Genomic DNA, 25,805 nt, shown 5'->3' with positions numbered 1-25,805 from the left:
ACATCCTTTTCAGAGAAACTTAGTACTATTCGAGTGTGGTTAGCAGCTCGTCCACTTCCGGACCATAGTTTGCGGCAAACCGAAATCGTTTGGCCTGTAGCAGTGCTTCTTTAGCTGCAACGCGATTATTTTCCTTCAGATACAGGAGCGCCAGGTTGCGGTACGCATAGGCATTCCCTTTATGCAACGAGAGCGATTTTAATATGTGCTCACGGGCAGCTTCCAGTTGGCCCAGTTGCATCAGCGCATAGCCTTTATTGTTATAGGCAAAGGCGCCATATTCATCATTGCTCAATGCAATAGCCTTATCCAGCATACTGATCGCTTGTTCATACTCGCCAGTGTCCGCATAGTAGAATCCAAGATTATTCAGGAGATAAAAATCGTCGGTTTCGTGAGGCAGTTGATGATAAATTTTGGCAGCTTCTTCAGGAGCGCCCATTTGTCTTAGACACCTTCCCATGTTTTCGAGAATGTCAATATTGTCGGCATCCAGGGCCAATGCGTCTTTCAGATGGGGATATGCTTTATCGTAGGCACGTTCGTTCATCCATGTACTGGCGCATAAAACATAAGCCTCTGTAATATCCGGGCTAGCCTGCAATGCGTACCAACAGTAATTCCGGCATAGCTTTAAGTGATTAAACCGGTAATAATACCTGGCTATCAACAAGTATTTCCCGGCTATTTTTCTTCTTTCAGACTTTCCCGAAAAGAAACGGGTCAGGCCTTCCCGGAATGCATCTCTTTGAGGTTCACTGGCAGCATCCTCCATGTTTATTTTCAGCGTATACTGTACTTCTTCTCCTAACTCCTCCTCCAACTCCAGTCTAATTTGCTGTTGTAACGCCTGCAGATAATCTTCAAAAATAAGCCCCACCTTTTCTAATTGATGCCTGCATGGCCCATTCACGCTCAGCATTGCTAACATCAGGTATTCCGCTGTTAAAGGCGGCCCAGAGAAGGCGTGTTGTTTTAGTTTCGATGCCCCGAGCAGGAGTTCTTCCAGCTCTACTGTAATGGGAACATCTTCCAGATCAGGAGTAACATTTATTTCTGGCCAATAGTATGCGCTTAGCCGATCCCGCAATAGTTTCCTGTCTTCCTCCGGGATAGGTAGTAAAAAATCGTCCCGGCGCAATAGCACTTGCAATAACAAGAGGCTGTCTATATAATAAATTTTCTTGTTGACGCTGAAATTTCGCGCATCAAGCATTACGGCTGCCATTTGATCAGACATAGAAGGAAGCATATTCTAAAACATTAGAATATAAAAATATATTATTTAAAAAATATTAACTGGAGATGTTGGAGGCTGGGGCAGCTATTATGCTACCAATAAAGCCAGGAGGCCCTGGAACAGCAGGCATAAAAAAAGGACGAACCCGGTGTAACCCTTGTTCGTCCTTTCGTTGGTGACCTCATCTGGATTCAAACCAGAAACCTTTTGATTCGTAGTCAAATGCTCTATTCAGTTGAGCTATGAAGCCGTTTCCCCTTTCGGGATTGCAAATGTAGAATAATTTTTTATTCTAACAAATTATTTTTCAAGTTTTTATATCTGATAGCTTTTCGTCAGATTATTTTTTTAGATAGAAAATGCTGCAATTGATGCAGCATTTTCTATCTTTTTGTGACCTCATCTGGATTCAAACCAGAAACCTTTTGATTCGTAGTCAAATGCTCTATTCAGTTGAGCTATGAAGCCGTTTCCCCGTTTGGGATTGCAAATGTAGGATTTGTTTTAAATTAAACAAAAAAAAAATTAAAATATTTTTTCGGACACTATCGTCAACGGGTATACGTAATTTAACAAAATGCCAATAGGCGCAACATTTCAGGCATCCCTATTGGCCTAAAATTATTTCGTATATACAATTACGTTAGTACCCCAAAGCCCCCTTATACTTTAATGATAATATTTTTGCGGTACATCCATCCTATCGGAATCAGGATCACCAATACCAGTAAGATGGCGGCTCCCAGCGAGGCATGGTAAGGCGATAACCAACTCACAAAAACCGTTTGATAAAACCATTCATGGAGGTTGGTATCTTTCACTGGTATATAACCCAGCAGCTTCGGCACCAGGCCGGATAATACAAAAGCCGTAATCGCATTGCGGCCAAACGCCACAAAGGGCGTCAGAAAGCGCTGCCGCTGCTGCACATCAATCAGCCAATAACAGGTAGCCAGGGCCATAGTAGCCAGGCCACCAGTATATAATACAAAGGAGCTTGTCCACAGTGATTTATTAATCGGGAAAAACTGATCCCAGATCAACGCCAGCAGCACCGCCAGGAAGCCATATACAAACATCCAGGACACTTTTACTGCCGGCTCCTGGTCTTTACGCTGTAGCCAACTGCCCACCAGCATTCCGAATATACTTGTGCCAATAGCAGGAATTGTACTGAGAATGCCTTCAGGGTCCCAGGTTTTAGAGCCTCTCCACAAATGAGCCGGTGTAAACACGAGGCGATCCAGCCACGCTCCCAGGTTCGTTTCCGGCTCCAGATTAGCAGCCCCCACGCCGGGTACAGGAATGCAGGTCATGATTATCCAGTAGCCCAGTAATAGCGCAGCCCCTATCCATATTTGGGTACGACGGCTTGTTTTAATGAACAAAATTGCGCAAATACTGAACACCACACCGATGCGTGGTAATACACCCGGAAACCGGAGGGTAGCAAAATTGAATTTAGGGAAAAGGTTCAGTAACCAGCCAAGCGCAATAATAGTAGCACCTCTGCGCAAAGCCTGCCAGATAAGCGCTTTGTGCTGCGTGGGATCTTCCCGGCGAGTTCCCAATGCATAGGAAACAGATACTCCTACAATGAACAGGAAGAAGGGAAAAATCAGGTCGGTGGGCGTACAACCATTCCATTTGGAGTGCTCCAGTGGCGGATATACATAACTCCAGTTGCCGGGGTTATTCACGAGTATCATGGCGGCTACCGTCACGCCGCGAAAAAAATCCAATGATAGTAACCGCTGCTTTATTGCTATCGGCATGTTCGTTTATTTTTTAACTTCCTTCTTCCGCCGGCCTATGGCGACGGTTCCGGTAAATGGCTATAATAGGCGGCTACCGCCTTAGTAAGAAGATAAATATAAAAAAAGAAAGGCGGGAAAGAAAGAGAAGGCTGCAAAATAAAAAAAGCCTCCAGGTAATACCTGAAGGCTTTTTTTGTGACTCCGTCTGGATTCAAACCAGAAACCTTTTGATTCGTAGTCAAATGCTCTATTCAGTTGAGCTACGGAGCCGTTTCCCCGTTTGGGAGTGCAAATATGTAACAACTTTTTATTCTAGCCAAAAAAAATTTCGGATGGCACTATCGCCGACGTATATACGTCTAATAAAAAAATCCGGGAAAACAGCTATGGACGGCCATTTTACCGGATTATCAAAACGAAAAAGAAGTATTTATCTCCCTAAAAAAACAATCCTAACTTGTATAACACATACCCTGCTACCAATAATATGGGGCCTAAAAAAGCCACCCATGACATAGATGGGTGTGGCAAAGCCTCCAGCAATGGTAACAGCTCTTCATTCACTTCGTATAACTTGTCGTCTGCTTTACGAACACACCACATCTTACCCAAAGGAAAAAGCGGAATCCAATAAAGATGGGCATAATTCTGCCGAAGTTCAAACTGTACAAAATCAGGTACATCGCTGAACACGCCTATATCTGCCAGTTGAAATGATTTCATCAGCAAACTTCTGCGGCCATAGAAAAATATCATAGTATAGGTGTAAAAGGGTTAAGCGCTACAGCGCAATGGGAAACAATATATAAACTATTTATATAATTTAATACCGCTCCAGGCATTATTTTTCACTAGACATGTTCATATATCCGGCTTCCTGAATATGTTCAAAGCAAGCCCCTGCGCTATCTAAACATATTTTTTTTAATTAAAAAAAATAGCGATACTTTAACAGTCAAATAGCAACAATAAGGCGCCACTTTAACTAAAACCCCAATAAAAGATTTAACCAGGAACCGGATCGCGCCTAACCCCATACAGCATAGCAGACAAATCATACACTACATCAGGCGTCATTTACAATGGAATGGTAATGCGAAGAGAGCCGCAACTGTAAACAGATATCCGACTTCATTTGTGCCCTTTTGCCAATTGTATACAACGCCTAAAAAAATGTCTGCTACGACAGGACCTACATCAGATAGATAAGTCATACCCCGAAAAACAATTCCCAACAAGAGCATCGTAAAGAAAGCATGTATTCGTTTTCAGACAGGTTTTAACATTAAAAACTTTGTTCGTATGAACCCCAAAAACACAGCGTTACTTACAGCAACGCTCACCGAAAACCTAACATCCAATAAACAGCGGGCACAGGTGGAGCAATTAAAAAAAGAATTAGCCTCCACACTTAATGATCAAACAGTTACTGACGCCATCCCAAAAGGATTAAGCCTGATTGATCGGTTAAACTTTCAAACATTATCGAAGACAACAGACCTGGCGCAGGAAGTCAGTGATGCTGCCACGACACCCGAAGCCGTGAACGGAATCGCTTCTCCGAATTATAGTGTTGTTCGGCGGGACATCCCGGTCATTACCAGCCAGGTGCCGGATGCCACCCCGTCCTGGGCTGCTGGCATGGCGGTAGATCACACACTTGGACCTTTCGTTGATAATTATGGGAAATGGTATTGGTGGGATTTCTATAAAATAGTTACTACCGTAATTGTTCAACGTGGTACKGATCAATTCCTGATGGTACCATTCCATGGTATACTTACCAGCCAACATCAATATAAACTCAACGCAGGCAGTATCTGGATTCGTTCGCAATTGATTACGCCATCTGCTCCTGCTGGCGCCTTCACCGGCCTGAAAATAAAAGGTGGAATACTGCGGTTCAATGATCCGGTAACCATTTCCGGCGGAACCACTATCGTTATCGGGAACAACGATATTTGCGAACTCATAGTTGACCTGGATCAGCCCGCGGATCAACCGGCCAACGATACCCCYACCGGCGAAGATGCAAGGCATCTCAACATCAAATTGCCCGAAAAAGTAACTATTAATGTTGGATCGGGCAATGTGGCGGTGGTATTGGGAACGGATATGGATCTGCGTGTTTATCAAAATGAATTTGCGCTGAAGCCTCAAAAAGCAACTCCCGCCTATAACCAGTTGCTGAACCGGATTCTGGTTCCTTATAAAAACGCGTCCGATTCAAATTCTCTGCAAATCAGCCATGCGCAATCAAAATTATTTCTACCAGCTGGCAAAGCCGGTTTGCAAAATACTTACTGGGCATTACCGGTTACCACTTCATCCATCACTAACCTGGGAGATGCAGCCGGAACAGGCGCCATCGTGTTACAATTAAATCCCGGTATCAACGCAACATGGGTTGGACTGGCTAAAGGACCTATTCAACTAAATGAATGCTATTTGTTAGCCGAACCTGGCAGAATAGCTATCACTGCACCTGCTGCCACTTCGAAAAAAGCAAAGCAATATTTTGAATTGTGGAATGAAAGTCAAAAGGAAAAATTGATCCGATCCAGGGTAGATCTGACCTGGAATCAACCTGTTCAGCTATTCTACAACTGCCTTAGCAGCGGTGCAGAAACAATAAAATCAAACGGACAATCATTGACGGCATCGATTGATCAACCTGTTACAGCGGATCATCATCGCCTCAACATTACCTCCCCTTCTGCTGACCTGGTACTTTTTGAAGTAAAAGGTGAAAGGACTGTTTACGCACTTGCGTTGAACATCATGCAACAATTATCACTGGCAAAAAAAATTGGAACGATAGATCCCATTTCCTTCGCCCTTAGAAATGCATTCTTCAAAACAACACCAGTGGATGATTTTCTGATGATTGGCAAATTGGCTACCCCAACCACCATTAATCAGGGCTCCGTAATCCTGGATTGCCCATTATATTTTATTCTTCCTACCCTCCCCGATCCATACGTAACAAATTTCTATCTGTATGGGCCATCACGGGAACGATTATCTTATTCTTCTTCACCGGGAATCGGGATGAGTCTCGCCGCAACTATTCAATGGAATAATCCCACAACTCCGGATCTGCAGATTTTCTTTCTGCCTGATTCCACCAATCCCCAACTACTTACAGCCATTGAAAGTAACGTGACAGGTTGGTCGAAAAATATTTCATCGCTGCAAACCGATACTGCAAATAACAATACAGAAACTGCACAAGCGGGTGGGGAAACACCACCTTTCAGCACGGCATCCCTCACTTCATTCGCCAGACGATTTAACAATACTGCTGCGGTTTACCAGGAAGATGCAGCCAATAGTCAGCAATTGCGCAACCGCTTCAATAAAGAATTAAACACCACCAATGAAAGCTTCTTCCTGCTGGATGTATCCACCAATGCCGATCTCTTTGGTGTAGGGGTTGGTCTTTCCCACAACAACGATACAAAGGATTTTAAAGTAGTCAGCCGGGTTTTCCCTTTCCAGGTGAAAGACATGGACCTTACTACCTACGCTTTCAATACACGATTATATACATTGCCTCAGGTGCAGTGGGAACCTTTACAAACCATTCAAAATCCAGCTATAAGTCCACCGTTCCCATCTCCCGTTACGTCGGCCAATACAGGTGATCCTACCATTATCGGCACGGCATCCAATGAACTTGTTCCAATTGCCCCGATACCCGCCATTGCCAAATTCATTGCGGAATATAATAAAGCGGGCGACCCACAAAAACTGGTGACGCTTTTCTCCCTTCCATTCGGGATGAAATCTGTTGCAGTAATGGATAACCCCAATGATACAACAAAACAGGGGGCAACAGTTGCCTTAAACTCCCCGGATTTTGATCAGCAGGTACAGGGCGGTATTCAAATTTCGATGATGGCCACCTCTCCATCCAGTGGTGCGGATATGGAGTCGCCCGGCTTCCAGGGAGCCACCATTCAATTGCGCAATCTTATTGATCTGCTGACCGGAAATATTCCCGTGGATGGCATGGGAAACCCATATAGTGTGCTTGGTCCGGTGGTTGACATCATTTTTAACGGTGAATTCAGACCCGGAGGAGGAGATCCGCGGGTGCCACTGGAACGAATGGATATCTCCGGCTACGGTGCCTCCATCTTCAGTAACTGGCTGAATCCAAATGCAGTCATTGCGGCTACCAGCCAGGCTAAATTTGATGTGATTGTAGGAAGAACGTCTCACGAAGTAATACAGGTAAAAAGTCTGCTGTATCCGTGGGCAATTCCGGTTGTCCGCACCATCACTATTCAAAGAACAACGGGGGGCGGTGTTACAAGACACGACAGTGGATGGAAAGCGCAGGGAGCTGGCCTATATGATTTTTCATTCTATACACCAGATCCTGCTGATGCAACCAAAAAAATATTTCATCCCAATCCGTTTGAAACGCATCCTGGCGTGATCAAAGGAATATACAACGTAACGGAAATAAGTGATACCGGACGCATTTATACAGATGTGGCAAATCCGGCTGATCCGAATGATGACGTGATTATGCAGGAAGTTTTTTTCAATGCCGATGTGCTGATAGAAGATGTTCAAACCGGCGCATTCAATGGATATGTTCCGAGCAAAGGCCAACGGGGATTTGTGCAATTAGGCCCCTACCAAAAACTACTCACCCCATTACAATATTTCAATTTCCTGAATAGCGAAGGAACTTTAGGAGGCCCTGTTGATTGTGTGATAAATGTTGGTCAATCCGGTCAGCTGATGCGTTGCCTGCGGGTGGACGTAACTGGCGTGAATGATGCAGGGGCATCGTTTTTTGTATCAACGGCAAAGGGATCTGTTTACCTTCCAAAAGAGGGCTCCTGGAGTTTGGTAAAAACGCAACCGGGATCAGGTGATATTATTACGATTGATGGAGATAGCGGATACCCGCTTATCCGTGAAGGAAAACTCAATACTTCCGGTAAGAAGAAGTTCCCGCCAGTTATTATCAAATCTAATTCCAAGCCATATCGATTTGCTGATGCTGCGGATTTAAAGCAAACCTCATCGCCTAACTCAGATTATGGTATCCTTCATTCTACCGGCCCTCAGAAAGTCCTTTTTCTCAGACCTACTATCAAACGTAATGATGCAAATATCAGAAGTACACTCACGCCATTTTTTGCCGACTGCTATGCATTACTTGGCTCAGTAGGTATTTTCCCGAATGTAAATACCACATTCCCGCTGGGAGGTGGCGGAACGGTATTGGAAATTCTCGGTTCAGGAAAACTAAAATTGAATTCCGGTGGTAATTATCTTGTTCCCGGAGGTTACACGAGAGATCTGGTAAATAAAGGAGGTGGAAGAATTTATGTTGATTATGCGGATGCAGCTGGTGGTGGCGGAACTACAGCTGTTGCCTACTCGTTTGATTCCAATGCCAGCGTTCCGTGGTCTGCCAGCATGGATAAAATAAGTATTGTGACGGACCTTCCATCCTGTCCGGGCATCACCACCTTAACGACCAGCTTTGCTGCAGCGGCTGATCAGAAGCCTAACATGGGACAACCAACCATTAAATATGGCTCGGTTCTTCAACCCATCATTGACATCATCAGCTTTCTCGGCGGTTTTGATTTAGCGAAAGCCATCATGGTAAACATGGGTAATGCCACAGTGGATACCTGGCAACCCAAGATGCAAATGATCATGCCGGTAGAACTGGAGTTTAAAGCTCCTTCCCGTCTTGAAATAAAAGTGGCTAATGTAACAGTACTTGAAACTGGCGTTGAGGCTCCTACTGTTCCCGTGCTTATCCTGGGATTAGAACTTTCATTGAAAGCATATTTTACCTGGCCAAAGAAAGGAGATTTTAGCAGTGCRGTGAGTGAATTTGGTTCCTCGGGGGCATTGTCAAGCGGACTTGACATCGAAATCGAAGGAGAGATCCATATTCTGATATTTACGATTAGTCCTGTTATTGGATTTTATTTCATCGGCATTATTGGATTCGAGGTGGAAATTGATTCCGCGGAAGGTGTTAAAACCAGCTTCAAAATAGCGGTGGGCGCGGAGCTCAGGATAAATATTGCAGATATTATTGAAGCAGCTGCATTAATTGCGATGGGCGTTGAGCATGAATTCGAGAGCGGTACCAACTGGGTATTGATGATATTCAAAGCGGAAGCTGAAATATTGGGTGGTATTATTTCCGTGAGTTTTTCTATTGAAGCCAAAGGAGCACAAGTAAAAGAGTTAGAAGCCGGCGTAGAAAAATCATATGCGGAATGTGAGGTAGAACTGGCACTGGATATCTCTGTTGCTTTTGTTATCCATTTTGAATTTGATACTACCTGGCAGGAAAAAAGAGAATTAAGTTAATAACCCCATCAAAAAATTTAAACTATGATCTCCGATACAAAGCTGACCGTAATGACCTATCCGCAATATTGGGATGGATCGATATTGACAGTGAATCTCCTGGTGCTACCACATGAAGATCCATTGTCGCCGTTTGCAGTGAATTTACCGGCAGGCATAAATGCGCCTGCCTTCGCCGATGCGAATTTAAAATTCAGGGCGATGATCATCGACAACCTCGATATGATGCCAAGGCCAATGGATGTAATCCACCAAATTGCTACGCCTGTTACTCCTCCAGTGAACGCAAGGGCGCTGTTTGTTGAATTGTCAAAATCATTTAAGATCACGAAGCCTTCAAACGTTGTAACACCCGCCAATGCAGGTACTTTCATCCAAAAATATCTTCCAAAAAGTTATCGTAATTCATTTGCATTTTCTTCACCGCGAACACCGCTGGCAAAAACAGATGATAGCTATTTGTGTTCATTTAAGAAAAAAGACGACGCACTTCCACCACCAGTATACTGGGATGGTACGGTGAGTTGGGGAAAAGTGTTTTCCTATGCCCTGCGCCAACCGGCGCTGGCAAAGAAATTAGGCTTCATTTATTATGAAATACCGGTACCCATTCCTGCTGGCGCCTATCAAAATGGCGGATGGTTATATTTTGACCTGGATTCCACCAGTGATTTTTATCCGCAAAAAATTGCCAGGCCCGCTATTACCAAACATTATGCAGCCCGTATTCCTGCGCTTTCAACAGCCAGACCCGTTTATGCGGCGGTGCATTTCCCCGTTTCCGACACACCAGTTGCCGGTAATTACGATCCTATTTTCATTGAGGCGGAAGAATATGATGATGGCTTTGCAAAGATTGTACATTGCATGCAACCCGTCAGTGCGAATCTTTTATTGGAACCAGGTCAGGAAAATCAGGGCTTGCGTCCAACCAGGGATTTCGGTATCCGCCTCGGATGGGACGACGAACAAATATTGATCTGGCAAAACCGCCAAATGGCGGTCGATCCCGAAGTAGGTGATCGTTTGGATGCCCCCATGGGAGTTTTTAACTACCGCGTAGATGTTCGAAAAACAGGCGACGATGATGCCAATTGGAATTCACTGGAAAAAGTAACCGGTGATTTAACCCTGAATGGTATCGATGTTGGAAACTTTACCGGAGAACTGGGTATTGAAGTGGGTCCATCTCAATTAGATGGACAAAAAGATGGTCCTTACTGGCTTCCTTCCTATTACACACAATGGACAGGAACATCATTGGTATTAAAAGATCAAAAAGCAGCAACGCTTGGTGGTACCGATAATGTTTTGAAAAAAATGATGCAGCCGGTGGACGATGACAAAGTAGCATTGCAATATGGAGATAGTTATGATTTCMGTGTTCGCTTTGGTGATATCACCGGTGGAGGCCCCCACCCAAAAGATGTGGCTATCAATAGTGCCCCACCTCCATTTGCCTCCTGCAGATTCAGAAGATTGTTACCTCCAAAAAAATTGGGTGTTCCAGACTTAAAAAATGGTCCTGCGATCACTCCGGATAAAACGAGTTGTGATATTTATCGTTCACTACTCGGATATCCTGCCCTGTTGTACACAGGACTTCCTAATGCCTACAATTTGCTACTGGCGGACCTTCCCAGCGCAATGGCTGAACAAAGAGAGGCCTCCTATCCTGATCCGGATGTAACCATGTTTACTATTGATGTAGATATTAAAGCCCCGGAAATGGACAATGCTTTATCCGATAGTGGAGATGAAGCCTATTATCATTTATTTACCACCCAACGCAATTTCCCTGATGACATAACACAACCCTTCCATTTGGAAGTAGCATTTCATGATGTAAAAACCGTGAAGTATGGTGATGCCGCAGACCTGGGAGATTTGCCATTAACCACCGATACTTCCCCCCTGCAATTACCAACAGCACGTAATATCAGGATAAGGGTGACGCCTCTTTGCAAAGCAGATCCTACATTAAAATATTTTGGCAGTCAGGAAGCCAGAATCGGCCAACCCGTTACCTTGTATACAAGAGCGGAAGCAAGTGATGAAAGAGCATTGTTTAAAGCCGCCATCTCAGCAAAACAATTTCAGTGCATCATGTTACAACCCGATCCAGCTCCATCTCTGAATACAGACGCCGTACAGCGGATTGCAGGACTGGGAACCACCACGCCGGCAAACTTATTTCAGCGACTGGCAGAGCAACTTGAACTGGATACCTCAGGATTAAGCTTATTTGGAAAACCTGGTCAACGGGTAATTTTTGGGTGTGCTAAAGGAATAAGACATACGCTTTCGCCAGAACATGCCAGCATTACGTTTGCTTCGAAAGCAGATTTAACGCATCAATGGATTGCTACCATTATCGTAGATATAAATAGAGATTGGGCATGGGATGGATTAGCTATGGAAAGTTTTGATATCAAAAGAGACGGAGTTGACAAAGTTGGATTTGTTGAATTTCAAAATACAGTTGGCATCACGGCGCTAAAGGACGCTGACAGGTCCTATACACGAATCATATTTTTTGATGCCATTGACCCAAAAGAGTTTGGAGGCGTTTTTCCTAAACCGGAAGACATCAAATATACCATTACTACAAATTTCCAAAAAGATCCGGCACAGCAGGATACGGATAAAAATGTGATGCTAACGGTGCCTGTAGCCATCCCGCCGGCACAGGTCCCTAAAATTGTTTCCGCTGGCATTGCTTTAACCCCTTATGAAAAATCGGATGATTATTCATCGACTAATGACAGAAGAAAAGTGCTTTGGATTGAATTTGCGGAACCGGTTGAAAACCCCACTGATGATGACTACTTCGCATTTGTAAAATCTTATTCCCCCGACCCGATTTTGCTGACAGGTCAACAGCCCATTAGTGATCCAAAGGACAATATACCATTTCTGCCTGCAGAATTAATAAGGGTTATCACACAAGATCAATCGGATGATCAGGCCGGATTGAATGCCTGGCAACGTTTGTTACCATGCAAAGAAATGTCACCACGACATTTTATCATTCCTCTTCCACCTGGATTAAATCTTGATTCTAAAGAATTATTTGGCTTTTTCACATATCAATTCTGCGTTGGTCATGCACGTGTGTGGTCAACTGCTCAGGGAAGGTTTGGAAGACCGATCACGATAACAGGCATACAGCATCCGGCGCCATCGATTCGTTGTATTACCACCCGTGATGAGTCAGGAGTGAGTATGACAGCAGATTTTGCCACACCTGTTTTCAATGGACGGAATTTGTTGGGTAATCCACAAACAGAGTTATGGGGAGTGCTATACGCGCAAGTTTCCCAGGCGAATGGTATGGAGAACAGAAACATCCTGTTAACCCGTCGCCAGATGTATATGAAACGGGATAATTATCTAAAAAAACAAATCACTGAAGCAAATGCTTCCTGTGGATGGTCGAATGATGAGATAGCAATGATGCTGGTGAATTTTGGTTTACCGAAGGAAACTTCATTAAGTGTGGTGGCTATTGAAATGTATAAGAACTTCGAAGCAGTGATAGAGCCTTTGGGCGAAAACCTGGGAAAGATGAGAATTTACAGGACATCGAGATTAGTGAAGGTGCCCATGATTTGTTGCTGTGAAGATTAAGTTGCAAAAATATAGCAACAACGGCTGGTAAATAATAAGCTTCCTGCCAAAATAAAAAACAGGCTTCCCAAACCGGAAGCCTGTTTTACTTTGCGCCCCTGTCAAAGCGCTAAGCGCTGCAGCGCAATGACGACAACACATAAACTATTTATATAATTCAATAATTCCGTTTATAGTATTTCTACTTGATATATTGATTCCATATTACCTTTATATTAGCAGTAAGACCGGTACCAGCCGGACTAATTTTTCTTTTTATATCTAATTATTTCACATGGCAACTGTTGGTACTATTAACAATAACCATCCGCAAAATGTAACGGATTACCCAAACAACAATACCTACTTTTTGGTGTGGAACTTTAAAGAGGGCTTCACCACAGCGCAGATAAAGCCCGTCTTCCAAAGGGTATGCGCCCTGGTGATCAACCTCAATAATTCAGCACTCGATCGTTTCCCCAACTCAAAGGCAAGTTGTACAATGGGCGTTGGCTACAACGCATGGCTGCAACTGGACTTACCCAAACCCTTACCGGCAGAACTTAAAAACTTTGAAGCCATAGCTGGCGTCAAACATACCGCCGTTGCCACTAAAGGTGATCTCCATTTTCACATCCGTTCTGATGTACAGAGCTTTGCCTATGATATGGCTTCCACGATTACTGATTTTATGAAGGAGATAGCAGATTGTATCGTGGAAGTGCAGGGCTTCCGCTATTGGGACAGCCGCTCTATCCTGGGCTTTGTAGATGGTACGGAAAATCCGCATGGAGCAGACCGTGACCATTTTGCCGTCATTGGTGATCAGGACCCTACCTATAAAGGCGGCAGCTACCTCTTTGTACAAAAGTATCTTCACAATCTTGATGCGTGGAAATCGCTGCCCGTAGCCGAACAGGAGAAAGTAATCGGCCGCTCAAAAGAACATGACATTGAAATGAGTGATGATATAAAACCGAAGAACGCACATATTGCACTGGCTAATATTGGGGACGATTTTAAAGTAGTACGGGATAATATGCCCTTTGGTAATGTAACTACCAACGAAATGGGTACTTATTTTATCTGTTATGCCAGCACTTTTACAACGGTTGAAAAGATGCTTCGCAATATGTTTGTGGGTGATCCGGAAGGCAACTATGACCGCATACTGGATTTTAGTACTGCTACTACAGGAAGTTTATTTTTTGTCCCTTCCATGGATATGCTGGATGATTTTGCAGGGTAAGCAGTACGATGTGACTATCAATAAAAAAGGGCCTCCATCATGGATGGAAGCCCTTTTGTGACCCTGTCAGGATTCAAACCTGAAACCTTCTGATCCGTAGTCAGATGCTCTATTCAATTGAGCTACAGAGCCCTAAAATAGTGGAATAGTAAAGTTATCTATTTTTTTCTAACCGCCAAACAGTTATTAAAAAAAACGCTCCAATCTTCTGATTTACACTTACTTTTACAACGATTGATTAATTATTGTAAGAAGTGAAAATTCAACTCTGGAGCATCGGAAAAGAACATGATCCCTATATCAGGGATGGCATTGCTGTATTTCAAAAACGACTACAGCATTATGTGGATTTTGAAGTAAAGCTGATCCCTACCGTAAAGCAGGCCGCCAGTTTATCGGTACCTGAACTAAAAAAGGCGGAAGCAAAAATCATCCTGGATATGTTGCAGCCCACCGATTTTTTGCTGGCATTGGATGAAAAGGGAAAGATGATGACCACCGTACAATTTGCGGACTTCCTCCAACAACGCAATAATGCCGGCACCAGGCAGCTGATTATACTGATAGGCGGCGCTTTTGGTATTGACAGTACCGTATTGCAAAGAGCCCAATTGCAAATGTCTTTATCCCCCCTCACCTTCCCGCATCAGCTGGTAAGGCTGATATTCACGGAACAGCTATATCGTGCTTATACTGTGCTAAACCGCGAAAAATATCATCACCAATAGTTATCTTCAGGATACCAACAATAAGCCATTCATATGACAATTACTATCAGCTTAATTATTATCATTATTACTGCCCTCATTTCTTTTATGGCGTTCCAGAATAACGACCAACTAGAAAAGCTGATGATGCGGCCCTATATGGTAACGCATTATCACCAATATTATCGTTTTATCACTTCCGGTTTTGTACATGCGGATACCCCGCATCTAATCTTCAATATGCTGACCCTATGGTTCTTTGGTGAGTTCATTGAGGGGGTTTTCGAACAGCTATTCCAAAACAAACTGGTATATGTAGCGTACTACATACTGGGCATCATCGTAGCAGATATTCCTTCTTACATAAAAAACCGTAATAATCAATATTACGCATCACTGGGGGCTTCAGGGGCTATTTCGGGCGTTGTATTTACTTCCATCCTGATTGCGCCATGGCAGAAGATTTATGTCTTTGCAGCCATTCCATTGCCGGCAGTTATTTACGGCGTGTTATTCCTGGCAGGATCTGCGTATATGTCGAGGAAAGGTGGTAGCAACGTAGATCATTCCGCGCATTTTTGGGGCGCCATATATGGCTTTGTATTCCCCCTGGTCTTTCATCCTGAACTGGGCACGTATTTTATACAAACGCTTTTACACCGGTAATAAGCAGGTGGATGGATTTAGTTACGGGAGATGTAACTAAATCCATCTGTTTATTTGATAAAATCTATGCTCAATACCGCTTTTGTTTTAGGGGTTATTTTCACCCGGTCATCTATCCTCATCCCTACTATCCACACAATCCGTTTGTTGGATTCCAGTACCCACACATTTTCTTTCTGCGGCAACGATAATTTCTGATCTATCAGAAAACGACTTACCTTTTTCTTTTTGGGCATGCCCAGCGGATAAAAATAATCGCCTTGTTTCCATTTGCGCAACATCAACGGAAAGCTCACTGCTGCGGCATCCAGCCAGGCAGTTTCTGTTGCTGTGGGAATAGTTGTGGTCCCCCTCTCCTGTTGACGCAGGTGCAATTGTCCGCCGCCGAAATGAATCGTTGACTGCTCCGGCTCTATGACCACCAACGGCGCCGTTGCAGTAGTAAGCGGTGTAATCAGCAACCACTGACGATTGCGGATAATGCGATGGGTAGCCGTTTCTACATACCGGCCCGACTCACTGTCCAGCAGCAGCAATACTTGTTGTGTTTGTGCAGAAGAACAACCAAACTCACGAAACAATTCCCAGGCAATAGTTTGCAGCGGAATACTTTTCTGCAGTTTCAGCACTGGTACTTTCCAGGTATCATTTTCCTGGAAAAGCAGGCGCTTACGATGCTTGCCCATCGCCTCCTGATAAAGGATTTCCGCTTCCTTCATGCGTTCAATGGTGGCGGCCATATTTTTTACGGCAGCAGGAAATGCTTCCTGTAAACGAGGAATAATCTGGTGCCGGTAAAAATTACGTGTATACTTATCGGTTATATTGGAGCTGTCTTCCACATAGGCAATATTATGCAGCGCTGCATAGGCTTCCAGTGTTTCCTTTTCCGTAAATAATAAAGGACGGATCAGGTGTTCCTGCTTCGGCAATATGCCATGCAAGCCCGCTATGCCGGTACCTTTTGTAAAATTCATCAGGGCCGTTTCCACGCTATCCTGCATATGATGTGCGGTGGCAACAAAGGCGAAGCCATGCTCCGCGCGTATTTGTTCCAGCCATTGGTAACGTAGTTCCCTTGCAGCCACCTGGATAGTAACGCGGTTTTCTGTTACGTACGCCTGCGTATCAAATTGTATGGTATATAGCGGCAATTCCAGGGTGGCAGCCAGTTGCTGTACAAATGCTTCGTCCCTTTTAGATTCTTCGCCTCGCAGCTGAAAGTTGCAATGGGCAATACCTGCCTGGTAGCCGGCTTGTTTAAAGAGCCAGGCCATTACAACGGAGTCGATGCCACCGCTAACCGCCAGCAGCACCTTCTGACCCGGATCAAACAGTTGTTGCCGGGAAATATAATTGGAGAAATTAGTTATTAAATGTTGCGGCATCTAGTGTTGATTGGATTTAAAATATCAATAGGCCAGCTCTTCATAAGCCGATTGCAGTTCGTTATAAGCATGTCTTTCATTACCTGCTTTGGCCATGGCCATCCCGGTTTCATACACCTTCAGGGCGCCGGCATTGTCGCCAGCCCTTTCCAGCAACTTTCCCAGCTGATAATAAGAACCCACATAACCCGGCTCATTGGCCAGCAGCTCTTCAAATTGTTGCCGGGCAGCGGCATCATCATTGATCTTAATATACTCCAGTCCCAATGCGTGCTTCAGAAAGCTGTCGTTGGGCGTAGCCAACAAAAGCTGCTTTATTTGTGCAATTCTGTCCATACTGTTTTATTATTATCTTATTATACAATATGTCAATCGTTATACTGATTAAAATCATCTTCTCCCCCTGTGGTTGGCGTACTTTATTTAGATATATTTGCTATTACCGCATTTTTAAATAAAACAGTTTAAGGCCATGAAGATTTTAGTATGTATCAGCAAAACTCCGGACACGACTGCAAAAATAGCTTTCACGGACAATAACACGAAATTCAATGAGGCTGGTGTACAGTTTATCATTAATCCGTACGACGAATGGTATGCATTGGTGAGGGCGCTGGAGCTGAAAGAAACCATCGGAGCGGATGTACATCTTATTACCGTAGGTGGGGCAGATTGTGATCCCATTATACGCAAAGCCCTGGCACTGGGTGGCGATGAATCTTTCCGTGTAAATGCAGACAGTGCAGACAGTTATTACATTGCATCACAGATAGCAGCACATGCCCGGGATAAACAGTATGATATTATTTTTACCGGTAAGGAAACAATTGACTATAATGGCTCCGGCATTGGCGGTATGATCGCGGAACTGCTGGAATTACCTTATGTATCTATTGCTGCGAAGTTTGATCTGAACGGTACCGTAGCTACTGTAAACAGGGAGATTGAAGGCGGAGAAGAGGTATGCGAAGTTTCTCTTCCGGTAGTGGTTTCCTGTCAGAAAGGAATGGCGGAAGCACGTATTCCGAATATGCGTGGAATCATGGCTGCCAGAACCAAACCATTGACCGTAGTAGCACCCGTAGCGGCAGACTCACTGACGGCTGTTGTAGGCTTTGAACTGCCACCAGCTAAAGCAGGCGTAAAACTCATCAGTCCTGATAACGTAGCGGAACTGGTGAAACTGCTGCATGAAGAAGCCAAAGTGATCTAAGGGTACAACTATCTCTCCACAACTAATTAAATTATTCATGTCTATATTAATATTTGCCGATCAGGCACAGGGTAAAATTAAAAAAGCAGCGCTGGAAGCCATCACTTACGGTGCTAAAGTAGCAGAACAACTGGGTACTACCGCCACTGCGCTGGTATTAGGGCCTGTGGAAGCCAGTGAGCTGGCTGCATTGGGCAACTATGGTGCACAGAAAGTATTACATGCTGCAGACGCCCGTTTACACGAAGTAGAAAGCATTGTGTATACCAAAGTGATTGCAGAAGCGGCTGGCAAAGAAGGCAGTAAGGTGATCATCTTCCCTCATAATTTTGATGGCAAGGCAGTAGCACCAAGAGTGGCAGCCCGTTTGAAAGCCGGCCTGGTATCGGGTGCGGTTTCCTATCMGGATACCAGCAATGGTTTTGTGGTAAAGAAGAATGTGTTTTCCGGTAAAGCATTTGCCAACATCAACATTACATCTGACGTCAAAATAATTGCCATTATACCTAACACGTTCCCACCGGTTCAGGGTACAGGAACTGCTACGGTGGAGGCTTTCACACCAGCTATCAACGATGCTGACTTTAAGGTGAAGGTGATAAAAACCGAAACCGTGAGTGGCGATATTCCATTAACGGAAGCAGAAATCATTGTGAGTGGTGGCCGTGGATTGAAGGGTCCTGAGAACTGGGGTATTCTGGAAGATCTGGCTAAAGCGCTGGGTGCCGCTACAGCGAGCTCCCGCCCGGTGGCTGATGCCGGCTGGCGTCCGCACCATGAGCATGTGGGTCAAACCGGCTTAACCGTACGCCCTAACCTTTATGTGGCTATTGGTATTTCCGGTGCGATACAGCACCTGGCAGGAGTTAATGGTAGCAAGGTGATTGTGGTGATCAACAAAGATCCGGAAGCGCCTTTCTTCAAAGCTGCGGACTATGGTATTGTGGGTGATGCTTTTGAAGTAGTGCCTGCGCTGACCCAGGCGGTGAAAAAGTTTAAAGAAGGATAATAATCATAGTTGCGAATTAAGAATTGCGAAGGGCTGGTACAAACTTTAAGATCGTGTTGCATCTGTTGTTCGCAATTCTTAATTCCTAACTTGTATATTAGGCATTTATCATGATAGATTTTTTTTAGATAAGGAATATTTTTCTAACTTCACGGTCTTACAAACTATTCAGCGACAACGCAAGACAGATATGAGAAAAATAGAACTGGAAATAGTTGCTTTATCGCACAGCATTACGCAGACTCATTCATATGCCGTGGTACTGGGAGAAGTAAATGGCTTACGCCGTTTGCCTATTGTGATTGGAGGCTTTGAAGCGCAGGCGATTGCGGTAGCGCTTGAGAAAATGCAACCCAGCCGGCCTTTAACACACGACCTGATGAAGAACTTCATGAACGCCTTTAATGTAGAATTACAGGAGGTTGTGATCAGCAATTTGCAGGAGGGCATTTTTTATTCCAAGCTTATCTGTGCCAATAACGATGAAACCATCGAGATTGATTCCCGTACATCTGATGCATTAGCGCTTGCGGTTCGTTTTGGCTGCCCTATTTATACGTTTGAGAATATTCTTAACAGCGCAGGCATCTTGCTGGATGATCCTGCGGGTAAGAAGACTAACAAGCCGGTGACCCCTACCATTTCGGAGCATGAAAAAGGCGCAGAAGATGACCTCAAAGCGATGAATGTAGATGAATTAACTACACTGTTACAGGAAGTATTGGAACAGGAAGATTATATCCGTGCCATCGCCATACGCGATGAGATTAACAGCCGCAAAAGCAAATAAATTCTTTTCAGTAAAAGCGATGCAGCCGGCAGTGCCAAACTGCAGCTGTTGCTTTGCTATGCAATGAATGCTACATGATTGTATTTCCCAACTGTAAAATAAACCTGGGTCTGCATATTACTCAAAAGCGCCCGGATGGTTTTCATGACCTGGAAACCATTTTTTATCCCCTGCCTGTATGTGATGCACTGGAAGGGATTACACATGCTACGTTACAATTTGAAAGCAGTGGTATTGATATTCCCGGCGATATGTCCGACAATCTTTGTCTGAAGGCATTTCAGCTGGTACGGCAGGATTTTCCCCAGGTGCAACCCTTACACATTCATCTGCACAAAAACATACCGATAGGTGCTGGTCTTGGTGGAGGATCTGCGGATGCTGCATTTATGTTGCGGTTGATTAACCAGAAATTTCAACTTGGTTTGAGTACGGAGGCGTTGGTGGCTTATGCTGCACAGCTAGGCAGCGACTGTCCCTTTTTTATACTGAACCAGCCTTGCTTTGCTACCGGCCGTGGTGAAATTATGACGCCTGTTAACCTGGATCTTTCCGGGTATTCGTTGCTGTTAGTACATCCGGGGATTCATGTGAACACGGGTTGGGCTTTTAAGCAGCTGACGCCGAAGCCGGCTGCCTGGTCCTTGCCGGAAGTGATTCAGTTACCTGTAACGGAATGGAAAGATAAAATGACGAATGACTTTGAAGGACCTGTATTTGCGGCGCATCCGGCGTTGGAGAAAATAAAAGCGCAATTATATGAAGCGGGGGCTTTGTATGCCACGATGAGTGGTAGTGGTTCGGCTTTGTTGGGGATCTTTCCTAAAAACAAAATAGCTGACATCTTGTGGGATGCCAGCTATCGCTTATTTACTATTAAGTAAGTCTTACTTTACAGAAGCTACCAGTGCTTTGAAAGTTTCTGGTTCATTCATAGCCAGATCAGCCAGAACTTTTCTGTTCAGGTCGATATTTTTACCAGCTAATTTGTTCATAAACACAGAGTAGGTCAACCCTTCTGCTCTAACAGCAGCGTTGATACGGGCGATCCACAGCTGACGGTAGTTTCTTTTCTTTAATTTACGGCCAACATAGCTATAAGTGAGTCCTTTCTCAAGAACGTTCTTCGCTACGGTGTAAACATTTTTTCTTTTACCGTAGAAGCCTTTGGCTTGCTTTAAGATCCTTTTTCTCCGGGCTCTTGAAGCTACGGCATTAACTGAACGAGGCATTTGCTTTGTTTTTTTCTCAGGTTATAAAATTCGATTCTTTTGACAGATACTAGCGCATTCCGAGCATTCTCTTAACCAGGTTAAGATTTGCTTCATGAACCAGCGTACTACCTCTTAAGCTACGTTTTCTTTTCGTAGATTTTTTAGTCAGTAAGTGGCTTTTGAAGGCCATGAACCGCTTAATCTGTCCGTTCCCACCAACCTTGAACGTTTTCTTGGCACGGGAATGTGTCTTTACTTTGGGCATCTTACATCAAATTTGGTCTGCAAAGGTATGAAATTAATTCAATAAAGCACAGTCTTGTGTAAATAAATAAGCCCGGACCCCAAATGTGGATAACTTATTAATATTTTTTTACCCCTCCGCAAGCTATTGACAATCAATTTTTCTTCTGCTCCTCTTCCAACTTATCTGGCGCCTATTCATATTACAATTATTATCACTTTTTTTATTTCTCTATATTATTTATAATTTTAATTTTAATTTAATTACATATTTTAACCATACTATGTATAAACACCTGACGCCTATGAAACCATTTTACACATTATCTAACCTGCGCCGGATATCCCTCCCCGGCTTTTTCTATCGATGTAAAGAGTTGAGCACCAACGGGACTGAGTAGACCGATCTACCAACCCTGATACTTTTTTTACTTAACTGCTTGCACCTATGAAACGTCTATTAACCTTTTTATTCCTCCTACTGGGGCTCATTCTGCTGAATAAGCAGGCAGATGCGCAGACACCATCCGCGAATAAGCCATGGATGAACCTGCCGGATTCTGCCTGTCTGGGAAGCTTCGCCAGTACCAATGCTTTTTTGTGGCCCGACAAAGATGGGAACTACAGATTGGCGGATTCGGTCAGCTGGTATATTACCGGAGGAACCTATAATATTCTGTACTCTACGGAACGAGTCAATCAGATTCCTAAGCTGATTGGACAGAAACGGGAAACTGCTTACAATAAAAACGCCTTAACCATACAATTCAATAGTTTAGGCTTATATACGATAAAAGCAGACATCTATCGTAACGGTGTTATTCAGTCCATTACCAGAACGATCTATGTAAAGGACTGTTCAAAGGCTGTATGTCTTGGACAAAATACGGGCGTGGGTGACTTCCTGGAAGACTTTGGAAAATTTCCCGTAGGCGCCAATTACAGTAACAGCAGTCCCAGCGTACCTCCAGATCCTGCTGGTTACGTATATGATCCTTATCCATCAGGTAATTTTGGTGATAACAAGTATATGGTATACTGGAATACCCATATCAGAAACGAATGGGTAAATGCTACCAACCACACCCCTAACCCAAGTCCTGACTCAGTAGGTGGTATGCTGGTATGTAACTCTGCTGTTGCCAAGAAAACTTTCTTTGTTAAAACAGGCGTACCTGTTTGCCCAGGCTCTATGTATAACTTCAGTGCCTGGTTTATGAACGTAAACGGCCTGGAAGTATTTAACGCTACTTGTGCTGCAGGTAACAGTGATGGTTATCACTACGCAGGGGTTACTTTCCAGATTGCAGATGCCGCTACCGGAGCAGTACTTGCCAACTTCAAAACCTATGACGTATCCATGAACCTCGACGGTCCCACGTGGCAGGAATATGGAGGCGCATTTAAAACACCCGCTAATGTAACCAGTGTAACACTCTCTATTATAAATGATAAACTCGGTGATTGCGGAAACGACATCGCCATTGATGATATCAGTTTTAAATATTGTAGTCCCTATATTTATTCATTTATTGATGGACAATCCAAACCGCCTTTAAGGGCGGATTCGTTGTGTGAAGGCGCTCCTGTTACTATTAAAGCGGTATATAGCCCATTAGATTACTTTAAAGATCCTGTTTACCAATGGCAGTACACCAAAGACACGCTCAACTGGCCTGCTAGTCCGGTTTTCCCGGCAGGTGTTACCGGTATCAATACAGATGTACTTACCTTCCCGGTAGGAACACTGAAAGGAGATCCTAACCAGATTGTAGATTATTACTTCCGGGTAAACATCCTGGAAAGAAATAACCCCAGCAACTGTGCGTCTCCATCTCTTTACACAAAAATCTCAGTACTCCCCAAACCTAAGGTAACCGTTTCCTCGGGCAGGATATGTATTGGAGATTCAGTAATACTCACCGCCAATGGCGGATATAGTGCTTATGAGTGGCAAACGGTTCCCGTAGTCAAAGGGCCTAAGATGACAGCCTATCCTACCGTGAACACCACCTTCGGTGCGATTGGTATTGCAGACTATGGATGGAATAGCGTTACCAAACAACCACGGCAATGTAGGGATACCGGTTATGCAAAGGTGATTGTAGACCTGCAACCTGTCGTGAACATGACCGCCACCCCATTGGAGATCTGTTTGGGTAAATCTATTACCCTGAAGGAAACCAACAGTGGCGCTCCGGTTGATAGTATCTCCTGGAGATGGACATATAATGGTGTCAACATCGGTAACCTGAATGATATAACGCTCACGCATACACCGATTGACACCGGTGCGAAGAAATACAAAGTAACGCTGAGCAATCATGCGTGTAGTGCAGCCGACTCTGTTATCGTAAATGTAAGATCCCAGCCTAAAGCAGACGCTGATACCATTTACATGCAGTGTAACACCAATGACTTCAATATTAAAAGAAGTCCACTGCCAACAGATCAGCAGGGTCAATGGACGTTCAACGGTCCTTCCAAGCTCGCGGTAATCACCAATCCAACCAATCCACAAACAACAGTAACAGGTGTGCAGCCTGGTGATACGATACGTCTTACATGGACCATCACCAATAAAGCACTTGCTGCCTGTACTGCTGTTAGCCAGGTTACGCTCATCAATACCAAATCGCTCACACCAAGTACTGCGGGAACTGATGTTGTACAGTGTGGCATTACCACCTTCCAACTGACTGCCAATAAACCTGGTATCGGCGAAAAAGGTAAATGGACTTTTGGCGCGGGTACTACGGGAACAGATGTGAGTCTGAATTATGATACCGCATACAATGCTATTGCTACCATCAAAGGTGGTAATAAAACAGTGACCCTCATCTGGAGCATTTCCAACGGCGTATGTAGCGGATCAACTTCGGCTACTATCAAGCTGACGTTGAAATCGCCTCCAACGATGAATATAAGCGCTCCTGCAGTATGTAATACCGTGGACTCTTTTAAAGTGATGATTACCGGTAAAACAGGTAACATTTCTAAATATACCCTGGATGTATCCCCTACCGCGCCTGCTGCCAGAAAAATGCCGGGCTTTACGCCAATCAACGGTATCTGGCCAAGTCAAAAGGCGATCGACTCCTTCAAAGTCAAATTACCTGCAAACACACCTGCCGGTAATTATGATTTTGTGTTGACTGCCATGGAAGATACGTTAGCAGGTTGTAGCAAAACAGTTACCTTCTCTCTATCCGTAGAAAAACCATCCACTAATCCTACCTCGGTCACTGCATCTACCACAGCCATCTGTGTTAAGGCAAATGATACCCTGACTGTTGTAGGAGGATCTCTGGGTGTTGATTCTACAGGTAAGCCTGCTACCTGGAAATGGTACACCGGAGGCTGTCCTGGCTCACCTGGCAGCAAACGCGTTTACCCTAACTCGTCGCTGACCACTGACAGCTCTGTTGTTGTTTTCAACGCAGTAAGTGCTACCACTACTTATTATGTGATGGCGCCAAGCAACGGCCCTTGCGGTAATACCAGCTGTGCATCTGTAACAGTAACAGTATACGCTCAACCACCGATAGCGAAAACTGACAGCACAGCTGCTCAGTGTAATAATTCTACCTTCACCATTAAAGGGAATGATCCTACCGCTACTCCAGGAGCAAAAGGCGTTTGGAGATTTACTCCTGCTCCGGGTGTAACCATCACCGATAGCACKAAAGCAACGACCACMGTAACTGTTCCTGCTGGTAACAGAGTMACCTTTATCTGGTGGGTAACCAACGGCGTCTGYGATTCGACCAGTGCRGCCGTTTCTGTTGTAAACTATCCTAAACCGGTGGTTGCCAAAGTTGATAGTGTGGCAGCTCAGTGTAATAATGCTACTTTCACKATTAAAGGAAATGATCCKACTACTACCTTCGGTGGTAAAGGTGTCTGGAGATTTACYCCTACTCCGGGKGTAACCATCACCGATAGCACGAAAGCAACGACCACAGTAACTGTTCCTGCTGGTAACAGAGTCACCTTTATCTGGTGGGTAACCAACGGCGTCTGTGATTCGACCAGTGCAGCCGTTTCTGTGGTAAACTATCCTAAACCAGTGGTTGCCAAAGTTGATAGTGTGGCAGCACAGTGTAATAATGCTACTTTCACGATTAAAGGAAATGATCCTACTACTACCTTCGGTGGTAAAGGTGTCTGGAGATTTACYCCTACTCCGGGTGTAACCATCACCGATAGCACKAAAGCAACGACCACCGTAAATGTTCCCGCTGGTAACAGAGTAACCTTTATCTGGTGGGTAACCAACGGCGTCTGCGATTCGACCAGTGCAGCCGTTTCTGTTGTAAACTATCCTAAACCAGTGGTTGCCAAAGTTGATAGTGTG

At 44.3% G+C, this 25,805-nt stretch carries 17 protein-coding genes and 4 tRNA genes; 10 read left to right on the top strand and 11 right to left on the bottom strand.

What is annotated here, in order from left to right; all coding sequences use genetic code 11:
- Positions 1–25 precede the first annotated feature (25 nt).
- The 6 genes from AC1DFM_RS34155 to AC1DFM_RS34130 all read right to left on the bottom strand — a co-directional run bounded on the left by AC1DFM_RS34155 (position 26) and on the right by AC1DFM_RS34130 (position 3,753).
- Positions 26–1,240, bottom strand: a complete 1,215-nt coding sequence (locus tag AC1DFM_RS34155; RefSeq protein ID WP_477081267.1) for a tetratricopeptide repeat protein — start codon at positions 1,238–1,240, stop codon at positions 26–28.
- 173 nt (positions 1,241–1,413) lie between these two features.
- Positions 1,414–1,490, bottom strand: a tRNA-Arg gene (locus AC1DFM_RS34150).
- A 144-nt stretch (positions 1,491–1,634) separates the two neighbouring features.
- Positions 1,635–1,708: transfer RNA gene (locus AC1DFM_RS34145), tRNA-Arg, on the bottom strand.
- A gap of 194 nt (positions 1,709–1,902) precedes the next feature.
- Positions 1,903–3,015, bottom strand: a complete 1,113-nt coding sequence (locus AC1DFM_RS34140) for an acyltransferase family protein (protein ID WP_477081266.1) — start codon at positions 3,013–3,015, stop codon at positions 1,903–1,905.
- A gap of 178 nt (positions 3,016–3,193) precedes the next feature.
- Positions 3,194–3,267, bottom strand: a tRNA-Arg gene (locus tag AC1DFM_RS34135).
- A gap of 168 nt (positions 3,268–3,435) precedes the next feature.
- Positions 3,436–3,753: a hypothetical protein gene (locus AC1DFM_RS34130; protein ID WP_477081265.1), complete on the bottom strand. Its 318-nt coding sequence runs from the start codon at positions 3,751–3,753 to the stop codon at positions 3,436–3,438.
- A gap of 546 nt (positions 3,754–4,299) precedes the next feature.
- On the opposite strand from AC1DFM_RS34130, the gene AC1DFM_RS34125 reads away from it, so the two are divergent.
- The 3 genes from AC1DFM_RS34125 to AC1DFM_RS34115 all read left to right on the top strand — a co-directional run bounded on the left by AC1DFM_RS34125 (position 4,300) and on the right by AC1DFM_RS34115 (position 14,218).
- Entirely contained in the window at positions 4,300–9,360 is a 5,061-nt protein-coding gene (locus AC1DFM_RS34125; RefSeq protein WP_477081264.1) for a hypothetical protein, read from the top strand.
- Between the two features lie 24 nt (positions 9,361–9,384).
- Positions 9,385–12,990, top strand: a complete 3,606-nt coding sequence (locus tag AC1DFM_RS34120) for a hypothetical protein (RefSeq protein ID WP_477081263.1) — start codon at positions 9,385–9,387, stop codon at positions 12,988–12,990.
- A gap of 274 nt (positions 12,991–13,264) precedes the next feature.
- On the top strand, positions 13,265–14,218 hold the full coding sequence (locus AC1DFM_RS34115) for a Dyp-type peroxidase (RefSeq protein ID WP_477081262.1): 954 nt from the start codon (positions 13,265–13,267) through the stop codon (positions 14,216–14,218).
- Positions 14,219–14,276: 58 nt separating this feature from the next.
- On the opposite strand, the gene AC1DFM_RS34110 is transcribed toward AC1DFM_RS34115, so the two are convergent.
- A tRNA-Arg gene (locus tag AC1DFM_RS34110) sits at positions 14,277–14,350 on the bottom strand.
- 122 nt (positions 14,351–14,472) lie between these two features.
- On the opposite strand from AC1DFM_RS34110, the gene AC1DFM_RS34105 reads away from it, so the two are divergent.
- On the top strand, positions 14,473–14,946 hold the full coding sequence (locus AC1DFM_RS34105; RefSeq protein WP_477081261.1) for a 23S rRNA (pseudouridine(1915)-N(3))-methyltransferase RlmH: 474 nt from the start codon (positions 14,473–14,475) through the stop codon (positions 14,944–14,946).
- A gap of 33 nt (positions 14,947–14,979) precedes the next feature.
- Positions 14,980–15,591: a rhomboid family intramembrane serine protease gene (locus AC1DFM_RS34100; protein ID WP_477081260.1), complete on the top strand. Its 612-nt coding sequence runs from the start codon at positions 14,980–14,982 to the stop codon at positions 15,589–15,591.
- Between the two features lie 50 nt (positions 15,592–15,641).
- Here the strand turns inward: AC1DFM_RS34100 and tilS are convergent, their stop codons facing one another.
- Positions 15,642–16,979 (bottom strand): tRNA lysidine(34) synthetase TilS, encoded by a 1,338-nt coding sequence (gene tilS, locus AC1DFM_RS34095; RefSeq protein ID WP_477081259.1) that lies wholly within the window; start codon positions 16,977–16,979, stop codon positions 15,642–15,644.
- A gap of 24 nt (positions 16,980–17,003) precedes the next feature.
- Entirely contained in the window at positions 17,004–17,315 is a 312-nt protein-coding gene (locus AC1DFM_RS34090) for a tetratricopeptide repeat protein (RefSeq protein WP_291923884.1), read from the bottom strand.
- Positions 17,316–17,451: 136 nt separating this feature from the next.
- Here AC1DFM_RS34090 and AC1DFM_RS34085 point away from each other — a divergent pair, with 136 nt between their 5' ends.
- From AC1DFM_RS34085 to ispE, 4 genes are all read left to right on the top strand, one after another.
- A complete protein-coding gene (locus tag AC1DFM_RS34085) occupies positions 17,452–18,192 on the top strand; it encodes an electron transfer flavoprotein subunit beta/FixA family protein (protein ID WP_477081258.1) in 741 nt (246 codons plus the stop codon).
- 37 nt (positions 18,193–18,229) lie between these two features.
- Complete coding sequence (locus tag AC1DFM_RS34080) at positions 18,230–19,201, top strand: electron transfer flavoprotein subunit alpha/FixB family protein (RefSeq protein ID WP_477081257.1); 972 nt, start codon at positions 18,230–18,232, stop codon at positions 19,199–19,201.
- Positions 19,202–19,391: 190 nt separating this feature from the next.
- Positions 19,392–19,991 carry a bifunctional nuclease family protein gene (locus AC1DFM_RS34075; RefSeq protein WP_477081256.1) on the top strand — a complete coding sequence of 200 codons (600 nt, stop codon included), beginning with the start codon at positions 19,392–19,394 and terminating at the stop codon, positions 19,989–19,991.
- A gap of 74 nt (positions 19,992–20,065) precedes the next feature.
- Positions 20,066–20,875, top strand: coding sequence for a 4-(cytidine 5'-diphospho)-2-C-methyl-D-erythritol kinase (gene ispE / locus AC1DFM_RS34070; RefSeq protein ID WP_477081255.1), 810 nt, complete (start codon positions 20,066–20,068; stop codon positions 20,873–20,875).
- 3 nt (positions 20,876–20,878) lie between these two features.
- Here ispE and rplT read toward each other — a convergent pair whose 3' ends face one another.
- Both rplT and rpmI read right to left on the bottom strand, forming a co-directional pair.
- Positions 20,879–21,223: a 50S ribosomal protein L20 gene (gene rplT, locus AC1DFM_RS34065; protein ID WP_078673350.1), complete on the bottom strand. Its 345-nt coding sequence runs from the start codon at positions 21,221–21,223 to the stop codon at positions 20,879–20,881.
- 49 nt (positions 21,224–21,272) lie between these two features.
- Entirely contained in the window at positions 21,273–21,470 is a 198-nt protein-coding gene (rpmI, locus tag AC1DFM_RS34060) for a 50S ribosomal protein L35 (RefSeq protein ID WP_079471802.1), read from the bottom strand.
- A 426-nt stretch (positions 21,471–21,896) separates the two neighbouring features.
- On the opposite strand from rpmI, the gene AC1DFM_RS34055 reads away from it, so the two are divergent.
- Positions 21,897–25,805 (top strand): hypothetical protein (locus AC1DFM_RS34055; RefSeq protein WP_477081254.1); only part of this gene is annotated, 3,909 nt, incomplete at its 3' end.

It is taken from the genome of Chitinophaga sp. 05T412 (assembly GCF_056396465.1).
This window is presented reverse-complemented; position numbering and strand designations above follow the sequence as displayed.